21 protein-coding genes are annotated in these 18,619 nt (G+C 64.5%); 6 read left to right on the top strand and 15 right to left on the bottom strand.

All coding sequences use genetic code 11. The annotated features are described in order from the left end of the window. The first annotated feature begins 158 nt into the window (after positions 1-158). Complete coding sequence (locus AC1DVR_RS06920; protein WP_477999805.1) at positions 159-542, top strand: cupin domain-containing protein; 384 nt, start codon at positions 159-161, stop codon at positions 540-542. A 63-nt stretch (positions 543-605) separates the two neighbouring features. On the opposite strand, the gene AC1DVR_RS06925 is transcribed toward AC1DVR_RS06920, so the two are convergent. After that, complete coding sequence (locus AC1DVR_RS06925) at positions 606-1,637, bottom strand: hypothetical protein (RefSeq protein WP_477999806.1); 1,032 nt, start codon at positions 1,635-1,637, stop codon at positions 606-608. A gap of 178 nt (positions 1,638-1,815) precedes the next feature. On the opposite strand from AC1DVR_RS06925, the gene AC1DVR_RS06930 reads away from it, so the two are divergent. Next, positions 1,816-2,730 (top strand): DMT family transporter, encoded by a 915-nt coding sequence (locus AC1DVR_RS06930; RefSeq protein WP_477999807.1) that lies wholly within the window; start codon positions 1,816-1,818, stop codon positions 2,728-2,730. Here the strand turns inward: AC1DVR_RS06930 and AC1DVR_RS06935 are convergent. Then, the gene (locus AC1DVR_RS06935) at positions 2,727-3,305 is read right to left on the bottom strand and encodes a thymidine kinase (RefSeq protein WP_477999808.1); all 579 of its coding nucleotides are present in this window, start codon (positions 3,303-3,305) and stop codon (positions 2,727-2,729) included. The two genes, AC1DVR_RS06930 and AC1DVR_RS06935, sit on opposite strands and share 4 nt — an antisense overlap. A 245-nt stretch (positions 3,306-3,550) precedes the next feature. Between AC1DVR_RS06935 and AC1DVR_RS06940 the strand changes: the two genes are divergently transcribed. Beyond that, complete coding sequence (locus AC1DVR_RS06940; protein WP_477999809.1) at positions 3,551-4,015, top strand: hypothetical protein; 465 nt, start codon at positions 3,551-3,553, stop codon at positions 4,013-4,015. A gap of 52 nt (positions 4,016-4,067) precedes the next feature. Here AC1DVR_RS06940 and AC1DVR_RS06945 read toward each other — a convergent pair whose 3' ends face one another. Further along, positions 4,068-5,390: a DEAD/DEAH box helicase gene (locus tag AC1DVR_RS06945; RefSeq protein ID WP_477999810.1), complete on the bottom strand. Its 1,323-nt coding sequence runs from the start codon at positions 5,388-5,390 to the stop codon at positions 4,068-4,070. 215 nt (positions 5,391-5,605) lie between these two features. Further along, a complete protein-coding gene (locus tag AC1DVR_RS06950) occupies positions 5,606-6,370 on the bottom strand; it encodes an NAD kinase (protein WP_477999811.1) in 765 nt (254 codons plus the stop codon). Between the two features lie 209 nt (positions 6,371-6,579). Here AC1DVR_RS06950 and glyA point away from each other — a divergent pair, with 209 nt between their 5' ends. Both glyA and AC1DVR_RS06960 read left to right on the top strand, forming a co-directional pair. Continuing rightward, complete coding sequence (gene glyA, locus AC1DVR_RS06955; protein ID WP_477999812.1) at positions 6,580-7,875, top strand: serine hydroxymethyltransferase; 1,296 nt, start codon at positions 6,580-6,582, stop codon at positions 7,873-7,875. A gap of 141 nt (positions 7,876-8,016) precedes the next feature. Beyond that, on the top strand, positions 8,017-8,895 hold the full coding sequence (locus AC1DVR_RS06960; protein ID WP_477999813.1) for a DUF817 domain-containing protein: 879 nt from the start codon (positions 8,017-8,019) through the stop codon (positions 8,893-8,895). A 7-nt stretch (positions 8,896-8,902) separates the two neighbouring features. Here AC1DVR_RS06960 and AC1DVR_RS06965 read toward each other — a convergent pair whose 3' ends face one another. The 4 genes from AC1DVR_RS06965 to AC1DVR_RS06980 all read right to left on the bottom strand — a co-directional run bounded on the left by AC1DVR_RS06965 (position 8,903) and on the right by AC1DVR_RS06980 (position 11,047). Further along, a complete protein-coding gene (locus AC1DVR_RS06965; RefSeq protein WP_477999814.1) occupies positions 8,903-9,187 on the bottom strand; it encodes a YiaA/YiaB family inner membrane protein in 285 nt (94 codons plus the stop codon). A gap of 49 nt (positions 9,188-9,236) precedes the next feature. Next, on the bottom strand, positions 9,237-9,914 hold the full coding sequence (locus AC1DVR_RS06970; RefSeq protein ID WP_477999815.1) for a PspA/IM30 family protein: 678 nt from the start codon (positions 9,912-9,914) through the stop codon (positions 9,237-9,239). 107 nt (positions 9,915-10,021) lie between these two features. Then, positions 10,022-10,621, bottom strand: coding sequence for a TetR/AcrR family transcriptional regulator (locus tag AC1DVR_RS06975; RefSeq protein WP_477999816.1), 600 nt, complete (start codon positions 10,619-10,621; stop codon positions 10,022-10,024). Between the two features lie 54 nt (positions 10,622-10,675). Continuing rightward, entirely contained in the window at positions 10,676-11,047 is a 372-nt protein-coding gene (locus tag AC1DVR_RS06980; RefSeq protein WP_477999817.1) for a hypothetical protein, read from the bottom strand. Positions 11,048-11,139: 92 nt separating this feature from the next. On the opposite strand from AC1DVR_RS06980, the gene AC1DVR_RS06985 reads away from it, so the two are divergent. After that, entirely contained in the window at positions 11,140-11,910 is a 771-nt protein-coding gene (locus AC1DVR_RS06985) for an alpha/beta fold hydrolase (protein WP_477999818.1), read from the top strand. On the opposite strand, the gene AC1DVR_RS06990 is transcribed toward AC1DVR_RS06985, so the two are convergent. From AC1DVR_RS06990 to AC1DVR_RS07020, 7 genes are all read right to left on the bottom strand, one after another. Beyond that, the gene (locus AC1DVR_RS06990) at positions 11,907-12,395 is read right to left on the bottom strand and encodes a cytochrome b (protein ID WP_477999819.1); all 489 of its coding nucleotides are present in this window, start codon (positions 12,393-12,395) and stop codon (positions 11,907-11,909) included. The two genes, AC1DVR_RS06985 and AC1DVR_RS06990, sit on opposite strands and share 4 nt — an antisense overlap. A 111-nt stretch (positions 12,396-12,506) precedes the next feature. Then, the gene (locus AC1DVR_RS06995; protein WP_477999820.1) at positions 12,507-13,565 is read right to left on the bottom strand and encodes a Gfo/Idh/MocA family protein; all 1,059 of its coding nucleotides are present in this window, start codon (positions 13,563-13,565) and stop codon (positions 12,507-12,509) included. Next, positions 13,565-14,350 carry a ThuA domain-containing protein gene (locus tag AC1DVR_RS07000; RefSeq protein ID WP_477999821.1) on the bottom strand — a complete coding sequence of 262 codons (786 nt, stop codon included), beginning with the start codon at positions 14,348-14,350 and terminating at the stop codon, positions 13,565-13,567. Before AC1DVR_RS07000 ends, AC1DVR_RS06995 begins: the two co-directional genes overlap by 1 nt. Positions 14,351-14,421: 71 nt before the next feature. Then, complete coding sequence (locus AC1DVR_RS07005) at positions 14,422-15,426, bottom strand: ABC transporter ATP-binding protein (RefSeq protein ID WP_477999822.1); 1,005 nt, start codon at positions 15,424-15,426, stop codon at positions 14,422-14,424. A 4-nt stretch (positions 15,427-15,430) separates the two neighbouring features. Continuing rightward, positions 15,431-16,264 carry a carbohydrate ABC transporter permease gene (locus tag AC1DVR_RS07010; protein WP_477999823.1) on the bottom strand — a complete coding sequence of 278 codons (834 nt, stop codon included), beginning with the start codon at positions 16,262-16,264 and terminating at the stop codon, positions 15,431-15,433. Continuing rightward, on the bottom strand, positions 16,261-17,229 hold the full coding sequence (locus tag AC1DVR_RS07015; RefSeq protein ID WP_477999824.1) for a carbohydrate ABC transporter permease: 969 nt from the start codon (positions 17,227-17,229) through the stop codon (positions 16,261-16,263). Before AC1DVR_RS07015 ends, AC1DVR_RS07010 begins: the two co-directional genes overlap by 4 nt. Before the next feature lie 98 nt (positions 17,230-17,327). Next, positions 17,328-18,614: an ABC transporter substrate-binding protein gene (locus AC1DVR_RS07020; protein WP_477999825.1), complete on the bottom strand. Its 1,287-nt coding sequence runs from the start codon at positions 18,612-18,614 to the stop codon at positions 17,328-17,330. Positions 18,615-18,619: the final 5 nt, after the last annotated feature.

Consider the following 18,619-nt stretch of genomic DNA (forward strand, 5'->3'; position numbering starts at 1 on the left):
AGGGCGGAACCACGCGAGCAGCACACTCCCCGGGCAACGACCCGGGGATTTTTTTATGCGATGGCGGGAGAGGTGTGGCCCGCAATGTGCAGGAGGCAGTCGTTGACGGCATCCTGAGAGGCTGGCAATTTCGCCGGCAAGATTTTGGAGGATCTTGCGTGAAGGAAACCGTTCTGCGCCCGCTGCCTGACGCCAAATCGCCGGCGGGAGCGGATATTCGGTTCATCATGGACGGCACAACCGGAAACATGATCCATTGCACGGTACCGCCGGGCCAGATCAACAGGGCGACCATTCACGCGACGGTCAGCGAATTCTGGCATGTGCTGGAAGGGAGCGGGGAAATCTGGCGGAGGGACGGAACAGAAGAGCGTTTCACGTCGCTGGTGCCCGGCGTCTCGGTCGACATTCCGGTTGGCACGGCCTTTCAATACAGGAACGTCGGCGCGGTCCCCTTGAAATTCATCTGCATCACCATGCCGCCCTGGCCCGGTGACCATGAGGCGTCTCACCTGACGGGAGCCTGGCAACCCAGCGTCTGACCCGTCCGGCAAGGTCACGGCGCGGGCCTGCGCAGCCCTGAGACACCCTCGCCGGGGGCCGCCCTATTCCGCGCAGATGCCCTGCAGGCTGATCCAGTCGTTGTCGGGCAGGATCGGCGTGGGGGAGTTGCCCTTGAAGGGGTCGTCCTCGATCAGGCCCGCGGTGGATTCGCCGTCGGGGTCCAGCGCGCGGGCATAGGCGGTGGAGGAGAGGTTGACCTGGCGGAACTTCTCCAAGAGGCGGTCGTCGGGCAGTTCGGCGGGCTTGGCGCTCAGAAGGCCCTCGGCATAGCCCTCGACCGCGTTTTCCGACAGGTGGCCGGTGGTCAGCAGCCGCACCGTCGCGATCAGGCCGGCGTGGCGCAGGATCGGGATGACCGGATCATGCATCTGGGCGCCCAGCATCGCGGCTAGGACATAGCCCGCCACGGGCTCGGGGTCGGCGGCGCTTTCCAGCAGCTTGCCGGAGATCAGGATGATGCCGCCCGGCAGCGCCACGGCCCCCGCCACGCCATCGCGCACCACGTCGATCTCGCCCACGCCCTGCGAGGCGAGCTTCAAGGCCAGCGCCGCCGCCCCCCTTTTGCCAAGGGCCCCCGTGCAGGGCGTGCCGGTCAGCCGGGCCGCATCGGCAAGGGCCAGCTTGCCGATCTGGATCCGCGTCGCGGTTGGCAGGACCGAGGCGGTGTGGCGGATCATCGCCTCGGGCAGCCAGAGGAGGCCGAAGAAAGCCAAAGCCACCGCGCCGAGACCGAGGCTCAGCTTGCGGCCGCGTCCGGCGTGCGGGCGGCGGCGGATCAGAGTGGTGCGGACGGTCTCCAAGGCCGCGATCATGTCGCGGTCGTCGATCTCGACGGTTTCGGAGGGTGCGCCGTCTTCCATCCGCCCGGGGGTGAAAATCGCGGGCATCTCACCGGGGTTGACCCGCTCGACCGAGGGCAAGGACCAATGCGACAGCGCCATTTCGGTGCGCGGATCGGCGAGCACCAGGGTCGTGTCGCGCAGGTTCACAACCACCTCGCGCAGTTGCGCGGCAGCGGTCAGCCGCCAGAGCCCGGTGCATTCCAGCCTTTGGTATTTCGTCAGGGCGGTCATCGGGCCTTTGGGTTGCTTGTCCGTTTCGGCGACCTTAGCGGAAGCCCCCCCCAGCCACAATCCAATGCAGCCGCCGCCGCAGCCAGCATCCGGCCAAACCACCCGTCTTCTGTCGCATTCAGACGCGAAACACCCCCCGATCACGGCTTGGCTGGCGCCGAGGGACAGAGGAGCGGGCATGCAGGCGGCAGGCGACAGAACCATGGCGGCGGCGGGCATGATCGTGATCTATGCCAGCCTGATCGGCTTCACCGACAATTTCGTGCGCCTGATCGCGGCGGAGGGCGGGCTTTGGCAGTTCCATGTCACGCGCTCGGTCATGGCGGTGGCGCTGCTGGCGCTGGTGGCAAGGCCGTTGAAGCTGCATCTGGGGGCGCGCAACCTGGGCGCGGTGGTGGCGCGGTCCGCGGTGCATGGCGTGGCGATGGTGATCTACTTCGGTGCGCTTGGTTTTCTGCCGGTGGCGTTGGTCGCGGCGGGGCTGTTCACCGCGCCGATCTTCGTGCTGCTGATCGAGCGTTTTGCCTATGGCTCGGTGATAGGACCCTTCCGGATCGTGGCGGTGGCTTTGGGTTTTGCCGGGGTGATCCTGGTCCTCGGGCCGGAGGCGATGCGCGGCGCCTCGCTGCCAGCGCTCTTGCCGGTTCTGGCCGGGGCGCTTTATGCGATGGGCAATATCGCGACCCGGCGCTGGTGCCCCGAGGAAAGTGCCGAGACCCTGCTGGCGGGGTTCTTTCTGGCACTGGGCGTGGCGGGGGTTCTGGGCATGCTGGCCCTGACGCTTTGGCCGCAGCCCCTGCCCGAGGGCGGTGCGGGCTTTCTGATGCGCGGCCCGGTCTGGCCCTCGCCCACCTTCTGGTTCTGGTGCCTTGTGCAGGCGGCGGGTTCGCTGCTGGGGGTCGGGCTGATGGTGCGGGCCTATCAGATCGCCGATGCGACGCGGGTTTCGGTATTCGAATATGTCATCCTGCCCGCCTCGGCGGCGTGGAGCTGGCTTTTGTGGGGCGAGGTTCTGCCGCCCTTGGCCATCCTCGGCATGGCGATGATCGTGGCGGCGGGGGTGATGATCGCCCTGCGCGCCCGCCGGGGCTAGGCGCCCACCGCTTCGCGCCAGTGGCGGCGGCAGAGGCTGACATAGGTCTCGTTGCCGCCGATCTGCACCTGCTCGCCGTCTTGCATCGCGCGGCCGTCCGGGCCACGGCGGATCACCATCGTGGCCTTCTTGCCGCAGGAACAGATCGTGCGGACCTCGCGCATCTCATCCGCCCAGGCCAGAAGGGCGGCCGAGCCGGGAAAGAGATTGCCCTGAAAATCCACCCGCAGGCCGTAGCACATCACCGGCACGCCAAGGTCATCGACGGCGCAGGCCAGTTGCCAGACCTGTTCCTGGGTCAGAAACTGCGCCTCGTCGATGAAGACGCAGGCCACCGGGCCCTCGGCCAGCCGGGCGGCCAGCTTGGCACCCATATCCTCGCCCGGGGCAAAGGTGTCGGCGGGGTCGCCGATCCCGATCCGGCTGGCGATCCGCCCCTCGCCGGCGCGGGTGTCGAGCTGCGCCGTGATCAGATAGGTCGCCATCCCGCCTTCGCGGTAGTTGTGCGCGGCTTGCAACAGCAGGGTCGATTTGCCCGCGTTCATCGTGGAGTAGTGGAAATAGAGCTTGGCCATCGGGTGATCTAGCCCAAGCACCGGCAAAACCGCAAGCCGAAGCATGCCACCCCGATCCCGGCGGTGAGCCAGGTCCGCCGAAACCGGTTTGCGAGACTTTTGCCCGGCGGACCCCACCCAAACCGGTCCGAAGGGCCGGCCACTCGTCACACCCCTAACATGGGGAGTCCTTTGTGCATGACAAAGTCTTGCCGCAGGATTAATGGGAAAAAATGAGGGAAATTCCCTTGCTGCAATGGTTTGGAATGATGTCTCTGGAAAGTTATCTTAAAAAGCATACTGAGGCGCTGGTCAAAGATGTCGGCATTGAGGCGGCCTGCGAGTTGACGGGCAAGTCAAAGGCGACGCTCGGGCGCTATTACTCGGATCAGGAAGAGCATGGCGACCGCTTCATGCCGGTGGATGTGGTGGCCCAGCTGGAGGCCGCCGCGCGCTATCCTCATGTCACCTCGGCGCTGGCGGATCTGCGCGGGATCACGATGTCCTACGACAGCGCGCGGCGCAATTCGGCCTCGTCCGGGGTCAATCAGGATGTGGTGGCGCTGGCGCAGCGGTTTGCCCAGCTGATGGCCGAATACAATCTGGCGATTGCCGATGGCGTGATCTCGGTCAACGAGGCCAAGCGGATGCTACGCGAGACCCTGGCGATCCAGGAGGTCATCCTGCAGATGAAGCTGAACCTCGAAGAAGAGGCCAACGAAAGCGAATAGGGGAAAGCGAAAAGGGCGGAACCGAAGTCCCGCCCTTTCTGTCTTTGACCGTTCAGCGCGATTTCTGGCGCTGGGGCGTCTGGACGCCGCCGGTCTTCGAGGCCGGACGCAGCGGTTTGGCCGGGCCGTTGCCTGCGGGCTTGGCGGACCGCTGGCCGGGCTTGCCCTGACCTTGCGGACGCTGACCACCCGGGCGACCGCCGCGGTTTTGCGCGGGCTTGGGCGCTGCGGCCACTTCCGAGACCGACCACGGCGCGCCGCCGACGACGGGGATGACCTTTTTCAGAAGCTTTTCAACCGCCTGCAGCTCGCCCATCTCGGCCGGCGCGCAGAAGGAGATCGAGTTGCCCTCGGCCCCGGCGCGCGCGGTGCGGCCGATGCGGTGGACGTAGTTTTCCGGCACGTTGGGCATGTCGAAGTTGTAGACATGGCGCACGCCCGGAATGTCGATGCCGCGGGCGGCCACGTCGGTCGCCACCAGCACGTCAAGGCTGCCCTCGCGGAACTCGGTCAGGGTGCGGTCGCGGTGGCTCTGGCTCTTGTTGCCGTGGATCGAGGAGGCTTTGAAGCCCCAGGCCACCAGAAGCTTGAACAGCTTTTCCGCGCCATGCTTGGTGCGGCCAAAGACCAGCGCCTGCTCGCCCGGGTGCTTCAGCAGATAGGACTCCAGAAGCTTGGCCTTGTCGCCGTTCGGGATGTAGTGGACGCCCTGAACGATCTTCTCGGCGGGCTTGCCGGGCGGTGCGACCTGCACCCGAACCGGATTGCGCAGATAGGTCTGGCTGATTTCCTCGATGTCTTTCGGCATCGTGGCGGAAAACAGCAGGGTCTGGCGGTGCTGCGGGATGAACTTGGCGATCTTGCGCAAGGAATGGATGAAGCCCATGTCCAGCATGTGGTCGGCCTCGTCCAGCACCAGATAGCCGCAGGATTCCAGCGTGACGGCGCCACGCTCCAGAAGGTCGATCAGACGGCCCGGGGTCGCGATCAGCACGTCAGAGCCCTTGGCCAGACGGTCGGCCTGACGGTTGATCGAAGCGCCGCCGACGACCATGGTCACCTTGACGGCGGTGCCCTTGGTGAAGGTCAGGAAGTTGTCGGCGATCTGCGCCACCAGTTCGCGCGTCGGCGCCAGAACCAGGGCCCGCACATGGCGCGGGGCCGGCGGGTGGCCGATGTCCAGCAGACGGTGCAGCAAGGGCAGACCAAAGGCCGCCGTCTTGCCGGTGCCGGTCTGGGCCAGACCCATCAGGTCCAGGCCCTTCATGATATGGGGGATCGCCTGAGCCTGGATCGGCGTCGGCGTGGTCATCGTGGTATTCTCAAGCGCTTTCAGGATTTTGGGCGAAAGGCCGAGTTCAGCAAAAGTCGTCATTAGAAGGATGGTCCATCAAACAAAGGGGACAATGCACCCTCGCCTGTGGCGGATACCACAAGCCGTGCACATTGCAGGTGCCCCTGCGTGATGGTGGGAACCGTGTCCGGGCCTTTTGGTGCTCACGCGGCACGGGCTTCGGACTTGGGGCAAATGGGCGCAATCGACGCAAAAGTCAAGCGCGCGATTGCTAAAGCCCCGGCAGGCCGGCGATGTCAGGCGAATTGTTCGACGATCAACCGCTCTTCCAGCCCGTGGCCGGGGTCAAAGAGGATGCGGTGGCGGACGTTGGGTTCAGAGCGGATTTCCACCGAAAGCACGTCCGTCACGGGTCGTGTATCGGCGTCGGCGCGGACCGGGCGTTTGCCGGGGTCCAGCACCTCGAACCGCACCACCGCGGACTTGGGCAGCAAGGCGCCGCGCCAGCGCCGGGGCCGGAAGGCCGCAACCGCCGTCAGCGCCAGAACATCGGCGCCGATCGGCAGGATCGGGCCATGGGCGGAATAGTTGTAGGCGGTCGATCCCGCCGGCGTGGACAGAAGACAGCCGTCGCAAACCAGTTCCGGCATCCGCTCCTTGCCATCGACCAGAATGCGCAGCTTGGCGGCCTGCGGCCCCATCCGCAGGAGCGAGACCTCGTTGATCGCCAGGGCCTCGGTCACCCGTCCATCGGTGGAAATCGCCGTCATCGCCAGCGGGTTCAGCACCGCCTCTTCGGCGGCGGCCAGCCGTTCGGGCAGGTCGTTGGGCGAATAGGTGTTCATCAGGAACCCCACCGTGCCGCAGTTCATGCCGTAGACGGGAAGCCCGGTGCAATGCTCCTCATGCAGGGTTTGCAGCATGAAGCCGTCGCCCCCCAGCGCCAGGATGATATCGGCCTGTTCCAGGGGCGTCTGGCCATAGCGCGCGGTCAGATGCGCCAGAGCCTCCTGGGCTGCGGGCGCGGGACTGGCCCGGAAGGCGATTTTGCCTGACGTCACACGGGTTCTCCTCTGGTTGCCGCCACTCTTGGCAGGCTGGCGGGCAAACTCAACCCCCAAACGCCGGAGCGGCTTTGCGGTTTTCCATGCGCGGTTTAAGTTTCCGATCGGAAACTTTTTTCGTCCGCGACAGGAAACCTGTCGTTTTCTGGCCTTCTATGCGACGGAAACCCGGTCTAGATAGCGCCAGCCCCCTTTTGGAGAAAACCATGACCACCAGCCACCGCGACTCCGGATTTTTCACCGAAAGCCTGTCGACCCGCGACCCCGAGCTTTATGGCTCGATCGTGAGCGAACTCGGCCGCCAGCGCGACGAGATCGAGCTGATCGCCTCGGAAAACATCGTCTCCAAGGCGGTGATGGAGGCGCAAGGGTCGGTCATGACCAACAAGTACGCCGAAGGCTACCCGGGCAAGCGCTATTACGGTGGCTGCGAATTCGTCGATGTGGCGGAAAATCTGGCGATCACCCGGGCTTGCCAGCTGTTTGGTGTGACCTTCGCCAATGTGCAGCCGAACTCGGGCTCTCAGGCCAACCAGGGTGTGTTTCAGGCGCTCTTGAAGCCGGGCGATACCATTCTGGGGATGAACCTCGCCTCCGGTGGTCACCTGACCCATGGTGCGGCGCCGAACCAGTCGGGCAAGTGGTTCCATGCCGTCCAGTATGGCGTGCGCAAGCAGGACAGCCGGATCGACTACGACGAGGTCGAGCGTCTCGCCGTCGAATCGCAACCGAAGCTGATCATCGCCGGCGGTTCCGCCGTGCCGCGCCAGATCGACTTCGCCAAGTTCCGCGCGATTGCCGACAAGGTGGGCGCTTACCTGATGGTCGACATGGCGCACTTCGCGGGCCTCGTCGCCGGGGGTCAGCACCCCTCGCCCTTCCCCTATGCCGATGTGGCGACCACGACGACCCACAAGACGCTGCGCGGGCCGCGTGGCGGGATGATCCTGACGAATAACGAAGAGATCGCGAAGAAGGTCAACTCGGCGATTTTCCCGGGCATTCAGGGCGGCCCGCTGATGCATGTGATCGCAGCCAAGGCGGTCGCCTTCGGCGAGGCGCTGCGGCCCGAGTTCAAGGCCTATGCGGCCCAGGTCATCAAGAACGCCCAGGCCTTGGCGGATGAGCTGATGAAGGGCGGCCTCGATATCGTCACCGGCGGCACCGATACCCATGTCATGCTGGTGGACCTGCGGCCCAAGGCCGTGAAGGGCAATGCGACCGAGAAGGCGCTGGGGCGTGCCCATATCACCTGCAACAAGAACGGCATCCCGTTTGACCCGGAAAAGCCGACCGTTACCTCGGGCGTCCGTCTGGGCACCCCGGCGGGCACGACCCGTGGCTTTGGCGAGGCAGAGTTCCGTCAGATCGGCCGCTGGATCGTTGAGGTCGTCGATGGCCTTGCCGCCCATGGCGAGGAAGGCAATGCCGAGGTCGAAGCCGCGGTGAAGGCCAAGGTCGAGGCGCTTTGCAAGGCTTTCCCGATCTATCAGGGTCTGTGAGACCTGGCCTTGCACGCGTGCAAGGTTAAGACATATAAGTGAAAACAAAGGGTTGGCAAATCTTGTCAACCCTTTGTTAATTTCCGACCGCCCTTTTTGCCTGCCCTTTTCCGCCCGCCTTTTTCTGCGAGACGCAAGACCATGACCCTGCATCCTCACCCCGACCGCACGACCCCGCAGCTGGAGCGCCGTCTCGGCGATTGGGCGCGGGCGCGGCTGCCGTGGTGGCTGGTCGATCTGGTCATGTTCACCCTCAAACAGGGCTGGGCCTCTCTGTTCGGCGGGCTCTTGCTGGCGGCCATCCTGATCAGCCGCGCGTTTTGGCAGGAGGATTGGCCGATCCGGCGCTATGACGCGCTTTTGGGCTTTGCCCTGCTGACCCAGTTCCTTTTCCTGCGCTTTGGGCTGGAAACCTGGGCCGAGGCGCGGGTGATCCTGCTCTTCCACCTGACCGGCACGGCGATGGAGTGGTTCAAGGTTTCCGCCGGGTCCTGGGCCTATCCAGAGCCTGCACTCCTCAAACTGATGGGCGTGCCCCTGTTCTCGGGCTTCATGTATGCGGCGGTGGGCAGCTATATGGCGCGGGTGATCCGGATCTTTGACATGCGCTTTGCCCCCTATCCGCCGCTCTGGCAAAGCTATGCTCTGGCGGCAGCGATCTATGCCAATTTCTTCACGCATCATTTCCTGCCCGACATCCGGCTGGCGCTGTTTGCGGCGACACTGGCGGTCTATGGCCGCACAAGGGTGTGGTTTCGCAACACGATCAAGCTGCACTGGATGCCGTTTCCGGTGGCGGCCCTTCTGTCGGCGGTGGCGCTGTTTGTGGCCGAGAATATCGGCACGCTGACCGGCACCTGGATCTATGCCGGACATGCCGCACGACATGTGGTCAGCTATGGCAAGTTCGGCTCGTGGTATCTTCTGCTGTTCGTGGCCTTCGTCACGGTGACCCTGGTCAGCCGTGAGGCGCTGGTCAGCGGGAAGGAACCGGGGCCGGCCCGTCCGGACCGGCCCTGAGCCGGGCTCACGCCTTGGTCTTGTCGGTCACGAATTCGGCCAGCAGGCGTTCGTTATGGGCCTCTTCCAGCTGCTTGATGCGGTCCACGCTGGCTTGGGCGTCGAAGCGATATTTGACGACATTGATCAGCGAGAGGGTCAGAAGGATGATCCCCATGCCCCAGTAGCCTTTGGTGGCCAAGGGCACTTCGGTGGAGAGCCAGAGCGAGATGGCGAGCAGAACATAGGCGGCCACGACGCCGGCGAGGTTCAGGGTCTGGATCAGGGCGGTGTCTTGGTGAACGGGTTTCATGATGGGCTCCTGTTGGGGGAAAATGGGGGATTTAAGGGGGGACTTCGGGTCAGAGGCGGGATTTCAGGCGGGCGAGGACTTCGGCGGCGCTGGCTTTCAAGGGCGGACCGAAGCCCTGGTCGGAGAGGCGTTCGGTCACGGTGTCGTGGTTCAGGTCGCGGTTGATCTCGGTCAGGATCTCGGCCTGTTCGTGGGGGTCGTCGCGGGTCATCACCGTGGCGATCAGCGCCTCGGCCGCGTCCATCGGGCTTTGGCCGGAAAGCGTGGTGTTGAGGCGGGCTTGCAGCGCCTGTTCGTCGCGCAGCGCCCGGGCCGAGACGGCGCTTTGGCGCAGGTCGATGATCCGGCGGTGCGTCGCCTCGACCGAGGCTTGCAGGCGCGTGATCCGGGCGGCGAGCCGGGCGTGCGTCTCGCGGCGCTGGGTCAGTTCGTTTTCCATCGCGGCGATGGCTTCGGCGGCGGCGGTCGCCAGATCGTCACGCCCGGCGCGCAGGGCTTCGGTCGTGCGCTGGGTCAGGTCGGCGTGGCGGGCTTCCAGCGCCGCGATCTGGCGCGCCTCGCCGCGCTGGCGCTGAATGAGGCTGGCGAGGGTGGATTTGGCGAGGCTCAGCCCCTGCCCCGCCTCGCGCAGGTGCTGGTCGATCAGTTCGATCGCATAGGCGGCGCGGAGTTTTTCTTCGGCGCGGGCCTGGTTGCCCAGCATCAGGGTCTTGAGGGTTCCGAACATCTTGCTCTCCGTGAACGTTGTTCATATGGAGAGTCATACAGGGTTTTGAACATTGTTCAAGGATTATTTTGAACGATGTTCACGATTTTTGAGTCAGGGTTTTGGAGTCAAGGCTTCTTGCCGCAGACCCGCAGGATGATTTCCTCCATCATCGCCTCGACCTGATCGCGCGGCACGCCGGAGAGGCGGCGTTGCAGGCCAAGGAGGGCGATGCCGTGGATCGAGGAGAAGAGGCCGCGCACCATCAGTTGCAGCGCTTGCGGGTCAAGCTGCGGGAATAATTGGGAAACCGGCAGCGCGATATGGGCGAAAAGCGTGGTCAGCTCGGCGCGGTACCAGTCGGGCACCTTTTCGTCATCGGGCAGGTCGAGGTCGAAGAGCGCGCGCCAGAGATGGGTGTTCTGGTCGGCAAAGGCGACATAGGCGCGGGCGAGGCGGATCAGGCGCTGTTCGGGTGGATCGGCTTCGTGGCCCGTCACGGCGCTGGCGACCTCGGCCCCGATTCGGGCGAAGGTCTGGCCGTTCACAGCCAGGGTCAGGGCGGTCATGTCGGCGAAGACGTTGTAGATGGCGCCGACCGCGCAGCCGGCCTGCTGGGCAAGGTCACGGGCGCGCAGGGTGGCCATGCCGCTTTCGGCGATCTGACCTGTGGCCAGGCGGATCAGATCGGCCCGCAAGGCGCTGCGGCGGTCTTCAACTTTGCTCATCTTCGGCTCCTTGAACTTTGTTCAAGGTAGCGCATGGCGGGCCGGGAGGGAAGGTCAGACGAAGCCGCGCCAGTACAGCACGCCGACCGTCAGCAGGATCACCATGAGCAGGACAAAGGCGATGCGGGCGCCGATGTCGAGCAGAAGGCCACGGCGGCGGGCGGCGAGGTCCACGGTTTTCAGATGCTTGATGCAGAGGTCATAGGCCTCGGCCACGGCCTCGTGGTCGATCTGCATCAGAAGCTTCGGAGTCTGGGCCATTTCGGTGGCGGAGACCAGCACTTCGCCCGCATCGAGCACCTTGCGCGGCAGGCGGTGGCCGGCGCGTTTCAGCCGCGTCTCCAGCGAGTTGCCGGCGATCTTCAGACGCTCTTCCATCAGGGCGCTGACCCTGTCCGCCATTTGCTGAATGGTGATCTTGCTCATCTTCGCCCCGGAATTTCGCTGCTTTCTAGACCGCGCCTCAGGGCAATTCAACGGATATGGTCGGGGAGGAAAATGCGCGCTAAGAAAAGGGCATGTTGAACACGATCCTGCACAAGGCCCAGGCGGCCAAGACCCATCCGACGCTTGTCATTGTCCACGGCCTGTTCGGGTCGGGGCGCAATTGGGGGGTGATCGCGCGCAATCTGGCGACAACCCGCGACGTGGTGGCGGTCGATCTGCGCAACCATGGCTTCTCGCCCCGGGCTGCGACGCAGAGCTATCCGGAGATGGCTGCCGATCTGGCCGAGGTTCTGGACGGGATGGCGGCGCCGGTGGACCTTCTGGGCCATTCGATGGGCGGCAAGGTGGCGATGCAGCTGGCGCTGACCCAAGGCGCGCGGCTGCGCCGTCTGGTGGTGGCCGATATCGCGCCAGTGGCTTACCGCCATGACCAGAACCGCCATATCGCGGCGATGAAGGGGCTGGATCTGACCGGCCTCACCTCTCGCGGAGAGGCGGACCGCCGTCTGGCCGAGATTGAACCTGACCCGAGCCTCAGGGCGTTTTTCCTGCAGTCGCTGGACCTGAAGGTGCAGCCTGCGGTCTGGCGGCTGAACCTGGATGTGCTGGAGGCCGAGATGGGCAAGATCGTCGGCTGGCCGGGGACCGAGGGGACCTTTGGCGGCCCGGCGCTGTTCCTGTCGGGGTCGGAAAGCCACTACATGAAGCCTGAATACCGCGAGGGCATCCGCGCCCAGTTTCCCCGGGCGCGCTTTGCCAAGCTGATGGGGGCGAGCCACTGGCTCCACGCCGAAAAGCCGCGCGAGTTCGAGGCGACGGTGGCGATGTTTCTGGACGCTTAGTCCAGCGGCTTGCGCATCCGGTTCAGAAGACCGTCCTTCAGGATGAAATGGTGGTAGAAGGCTGCCAGCACATGGCCTGCGATCAGCACCCAGAGCAGGGCTTTCAGGATGCCGCCGTGAATCTCGCCCAGGGCGTCGATGTTGCCGTAGAAGGTCAGAAGCCCGGTCACCGGCAGCGCTATCATCAGCGCGTAGAGCAGGAAATGGCCCGCCTCTCCGGCCAGTTTCAGCGCCTTGCCCTCGCCCGCCGGGGCTGCGGGCACGCCACGGGTGAAGCGCAGGACCAGCCGCCAGGCCGCCAGCACCAGGATCGCCACGCCGACGATGATATGGAGCCAGGCCCCGGTGGTGGTGGGCATCGGGCCGGTCTGCTGGATCTGGCGCCAGAGATGGCTCATGTCGTCGCTCATGATCAGGTTGAACAGGATCAGAAGCGCCACCGCCCAGTGCAAGGCGATCTGCGTCGGGGAAAAGCCTTTGACCATCGGTCCCTCCGGTTCGTTTGTCTTTCCACGCCAGAGGAGCGTGTTTCCGTCGATCGGGGCAAGCGGATTTTGGCGAAGTTTGCGCGGGGCGGGTCTGGCCCCGCGCAAGGGTCAGATTTTCAGGCTGAGCCCGCCCTTGGCCGCCGATTGCTCGGCCCGGTCGAGGATCTTCTGCAGCATGGCGCCGCGGGCAAAGTCGGGGTCGGCGGCACCCTCGCCCCGGATCGCGGCGATGAAGCGTTCGTAGATCGTGCCCAGAACCGGGCAGTCGATGTCGTGCCAGGTGGCGGTCTGCAGGTCAGGCTCAAGACAGGCGCGCAGGGCGGAGATGCCGCGCTCGAAGGTCACCTCCAACCCGCCCTTGGTGCCGAAGATCCGCAGGCGCAGGTCGTTGAGGTGACCCGAGGCGAAGCGGGTGGCGGCGACGGTGCCAAGCGCGCCATTCTCCAAGGTCAGCTGCATGGTGGCGCTGTCGTTGGCGTCCAGCATGTAATCGCCGATCTGGTCGCCGGGCGCCTTGTGGAAGGTGGCCAGCCGGGCGGAGATTTCCTCTACCCTTTGCCCCGCGATGAAGGTGGCGAAATCCAGGATATGGATGCCGACATCGCCCAGCACGCCCTTCGATCCATGCGCGGTGGACAGGCGCCAGAGCCACATCGGTTCCTTGTCCCAACGGCCCCAGGCGGGCTGGGTCAGCCAGGATTGCAGATAGGAGGCCTCGAAATGGCGGACCTCGCCGATGGCGCCTTCAGCCACCATGAGGGCGGCCTTTTGCAGGGCGGCGCCGTTGCGGTAGCTGAGGTTGACCATGTTGACGACACCGGCCTTTTCGGCGGCGGCGGCCATCTCCTCGGCCTGCGCCTCAGACGTCGCGAGGGGCTTTTCGCAGAGGATATGCTTGCCCGCCGCCAGAACCGGCATGGTCGTGGGGTAATGCGCGGCGTCGGGGGTGACGTTGGTCACGGCATCGAACTCGCCCCAGTCCAGCGCCTCGGCGATGGTGGCGAAGCCCTTGGGGATCTTGTGGGTGGCGCAGAAGGCGGCCAGCTGTTCGGGACGGGTGTCGATGCCGGCGGCGAGGGTGACGCCGGGGATTTTGGCGAATTCGGCGGCATGGTTGCCAGCCATGCCCCCGGTGCCGAGGATAAGGATGCGTACGGGATGTTTCATCAGCGGAACCCGGCCTCACCGGCATGGTGCAGGCGCGGGCCGCGTTCCACGATGGGCTCCAAGGCCTTTTCGACCGGGGTGTTCGGCGCGTCGTTCGGGTTCAGGATGCGGGCTTCGGGGTTGTAAGCCCATTTCACCGCGTTGGAGATGACCTTTTGCACATTGGCATTGTGGTAGGTCGGGTAGGTTTCGTGACCCGGGCGGAAGTAGAAGATATTGCCCGCGCCGCGCCGGTAGGTCAGGCCGGAACGGAAGACCTCGCCACCCTGAAACCAGCTGATGAAGACGGTTTCCAGGGGTTCGGGCACGCCGAAAGGCTCGCCATACATCTCTTCGGTCTCCAGCTCGAAATGGTCGGGCAGGCCTTGTGCGATCGGATGCTGGCGCGAGGTGACCCAGAGGCGTTCGCGCTCGCCGGCTTCGCGCCAGGTCAGGTTGCAGGGCGCGCCCATCAGGCGCTTGAAGGGTTTGGCGAAATGGGCGGAGTGCAGGAAAATCACCCCCATGCCGCCCCAGACCGCATCGCAGACCCGTTCGACAATGGCGTCGGAAACCTCGCCATGGGCAGCGTGGCCCCACCAGATCAGCACATCGGTTTCGGCCAGTTTGGCGGCGGTCATGCCGTGTTCGGGGTCCTGCAGGGTGACGGTGGTGGCCTTGAAGGCCGGGTCGGTGTTCAAGGCGGCCGCAATCGTGCCGTGCATGGTCAGGGGGTAAACCTCTGCCACAACCTTGTTCTTATGCTCGTGGACGTTTTCGCCCCAGACGGTGACACGGATCGTCATGCTTTCCTCTTGCTTCGGCCCGGCGCTGTGCCGGATGGGTCGGACCCGCCCTTCTGGGCGGGGATATCGGCTTAGCGGATCGGCGTGCCGCTGGCGTCGAAACGATGCAGCATGCCGGGTTTCGGCGCCAGATGCAGCGTGGCGCCGAGCTTGGTCTTGAGCTTGCCATCCTGCCGGACGATCAAAGGTTCATCGGAACCGACCTCGACAAAGAGGTAATTGTCCGAGCCGAGGTCTTCGGCATGGACGACCTCGCCGGTCCATTTGCCGCCGGTCTCGACAAGGTCGATATGTTCAGAGCGGATGCCGAGGGTGACGCAGCCTTCGTCGGCGGCGAATTTGCCGGTCAGGAAGTTCATCTTGGGGGAGCCGATGAAGCCCGCCACGAAGAGCGAGTTCGGGCGGTCGTATAGTTCGGCGGGGGTGCCGACCTGCATCAGGCGGCCATCGCGCAACACGGCGATGCGGTCGGCGAGGGTCATCGCCTCCACCTGGTCATGGGTGACATAGACCATGGTCACCTTGTCCATCGAGTGGTGGAGTTTCGCAATCTCCAGCCTTGTCTGGACGCGCAGCGCTGCGTCGAGGTTCGAGAGGGGTTCGTCGAACAGGAACACGCGGGGGTCGCGGACGATGGCGCGGCCGATGGCGACGCGCTGGCGCTGGCCGCCCGACAGCTGCTTGGGCAGGCGGTCCAGAAGATGTTCGATCTGCAAAAGCTTGGCCGCGTCGCGGACGCGCTTGTCCATCTCCTCGGGCGAGGATTTGGCCAGTTTCATCCCGAAGGCCATGTTGTCATAGACTTTCATGTGGGGATAAAGCGCATAAGATTGGAACACCATGGCGATGCCGCGTTTGGAGGGGATCAGGTTGTTGACCCTTTCGCCATCAAACAGCATGTCGCCGCTTGTGATCTGCTCCAGCCCGGAAATCAGGCGCAGCAGGGTGGATTTGCCGCAGCCCGAGGGGCCGACAAACACCATGAACTCGCCCTTTTCGATGGTCAGGTCGATGCCCTTGATGACATCCACCGCGCCGTAGGACTTCTTGACGTTCTTCAGTTCGATCTTTGCCATTTTGTCAGCCCTTCACGCCGCCCGCGGTCAGGCCCGCGACGATCTTGCGTTGGAATATGAGAACGAGCACCACCAGAGGCACGGTCACCACGACCGAGGCCGCCATGATCGGGCCCCAGGGGATTTCCTGCACCGAGGCGCCGGAGAGAAGGGCGATGGCGACCGGGGTGGTGCGCTGGTCCTCGGATATGGTGAAGGTCAGGGCGAAGAGGAATTCATTCCAGGCCCCGATGAAGGCCAGAAGCCCGGTGGTGACAAGCGCGGGCCACAGAAGCGGCAGGAAGACCTTGGTGATGATGACCCAGGGCGTGGCGCCGTCGACGATGGCGGCCTCCTCGATCTCGACCGGAAGGTCGCGCATGAAGGTGGTCAGCACCCAGACGGTGAAAGGCAGGGTGAAGATCGTGTAGGACAGGATCATCGCCCAAGGGGTGTTGTAGAGGCCGAGGAAGCGGACCAGTTCGTAAAGCCCGGCCAGAACCGCGATCTGCGGGAACATGGAAACCCCGAGGATGGTCATGAGAAGCAGCCCCCTGCCCCGGAACCGCACCCGCGCCAAGGCGTAGGAGGCGGTCACGGCGAGGAACAGCGCGAAGGCCACCGTGGTCGTCGCGACAAACAGCGAGTTCAGGATCGAGCGCGGGAAGTTGCGGGCGAAAAGCACCGTGTCGTAATTCGCGAGGTCCCAGGTCGAGGGCCAGTAGTGGATCTCGAACAGGGCCGATCCGGTCGCGAAACTGGTGATGATCGCGTAGTAAAAGGGGAAGACCGCGTAGATCACGACGATCACGACGAAGGCGTAGAACATCACCTTCCAGAAGATGGCTTGTGCAGTCATCGCCCGCCCTCCCCGGTCAGATCGACCTTGCCGAGCCAGATGTAGAGCGAGACGAATATCGCCAGCATCGCGAAAAGCATGGTGGATTGCGTGGCGCCGTAGGCGAACTTGGCGAAGTCGATCATGTTTTCCCGGCTGATCACCGACATGGTCTTGGTGGCTGAAGAATTCGGCGTCAGCACATAGACCAGATCGAAGATGCGAAGCGCGTCCAGCATCCGGAAGATCACCGCCACCATCAGCGCGGGGCGGATGAGCGGCAGCGTGATGCGGAAGAAGACCTTGACCGGGTGGATGCCGTCGATCCGCGCCGCCTCGTAAATGTCGCGCGGCACCATTTGCAGGCCGGCGAGGCAGAGCAGCGCCATGAAGGGCGTGGTCTTCCAGATATCCACCATCAGGACCGCGATCATCGCCGTATCGGGGTTCGAGGCCCAGGCGATTTTGTGGTCGATGAGGTGCAGCTTGACCATGATGTCATTGAGGATGCCGTATTGGTCGTTCAGCATCCAGGCCCACATCTTGGCCGAAACGATGGTCGGGATCGCCCAGGGGATCAGGATGGCGGCGCGGACGATGCCCCGGCCCTTGAACTCGGCATTCAGCATCAGGGCGACGCCGAGGCCGAGGATCGTCTCGCAGATCACCGAGATGAAAGAGAAGCGCACCGTGTTCCAGACCGCATTCCACCAGGCCGGATCAAAGAAGGCGCCTTTGTATTTCACCGCGCCCGAGGGCAGGGTCTGGATGTGGAAGTAGTTGTAAAAGCCCACGAAATGCCCGCCGTAAAGGTCATCGAGGCTGGTGTTGGTCATCGAAAACCAGATCGTGCGCAGCAAGGGCCAGGCCGCCACGCAAAAGAGCGCGGCCAGCATGGGGGCAAGGAACCAGAAGGCGGCCCGGGCGCGCTGCTGTTGCAGGCTGATCCCCGGATCTGGCGCCTTGGCAAGCGATGGTGAAGTCATGACGTCTCCCCTTGGGTCCGCGCGGGCGGCCCTTCCCCAGTCACAGGTGGGGGGCGGCGGTGGGCCGCCCCTGTCTCAGGAAACTGCCCTTTGCGGGCTTATTGCCAGTTGTTGTCGCCCTGGATGTCGGCGAGATCGGATTCCAGCTGGGCGAGGTTGTCCGCCGCCGAACCGGCGCCCGACAGCGTGTCATGCACCGCCGACCAGAACTTCGAGGAGACCTCGTTGTAATGGCTGAGGGTGGGCGCCGAAGGGCGCGGCACGGCGCTGAGGAAGACCTCTTTCCACTGCGGGATGATCGGGGATTTGGCGGCAATCTCCGGATCGTCATAAAGCGCCTGGATGGTGGGCAGGTGGGTCTCCATCACGGCGCGCATCTTCTGCACCTCGGGGCCACCGAGCCACATGGTGAGCGAGATCGCGGCCTCCTGATGCTTGGAATATTTCGAGACGGCGAGGTTCCAGCCGCCCAGCGTCGCGGCCGAAGTGTCGCCCGCGGCCCCCACCGGAAGCGGTGCCACCGCGAAGAGGCCCTTGATCTTGGAATCCGCACTGTCGCCCAGGGCATAGGCATAGGGCCAGTTGCGCATGAAGGCGGCGTTGCCGGTCTGCCAGACGCCGCGCGCCTCTTCCTCCTGATAGGACAGAACGCCACCGGGGGCGATCGAGCCGACCCAGGACTTGGCGGTCTCCAAAGCCTTCACGGCCTTTTCGTTGTTGATCGAAATGGTGCCGTCGGGTTCGACAATCTGGCCACCGCCAAAGGACTTGACCCATTCCAAGGCATTGCAGGTCAGGCCCTCATAGGCGTTGCCCTGGAAGACATAGCCCCAGAAATCGGCCGCGCCTGCGGCGCGTTCGCCGTCCATGATGGTCTTGGCGGCGGCAGCCATTTCGTCCCAGGTCTTGGGCACGGAAAGCTTGTATTTCTCCAAAAGGTCCTTGCGGTAATAAAGCGCGGGCGCGTCGGTGAAGATCGGCAGGGCAACCAGCTTGCCGCCCACAGTCTGCGACTGGATGATCGAGGGGAATTCGGTCGGGATCAGGTCCTTGGCGGCCTCGGTCAGGTCGACGAAATGGGTGGCAAGCTGCGGCGCCCAGATCACGTCGGTCTGGTAGATGTCGATGTCGGCATTGCCGGCGGCCAGCCAGAGCCGGTATTGCCCGAACTGGTCGGTGGTGGACGAGGGCATCGGCACCACGGTGACCTTGTTGCCGGTCTTCTCCTCCCAGGGCTTCACCAAGGCGGGAAAGTCCTGCAGGTCCGATCCGGTGGCGCCGGAGACCACGGTGATTTCCTCGGCCAGCACCGGTGTGCCGAATGCCGCCAGAATGGCCGCGACCGCGGTGGCCCGCAGCGCGCCTGCCCGATATCCAATGGACATGGGTC

The organism is Rhodobacter sp. P2_H5 (assembly GCF_056403335.1).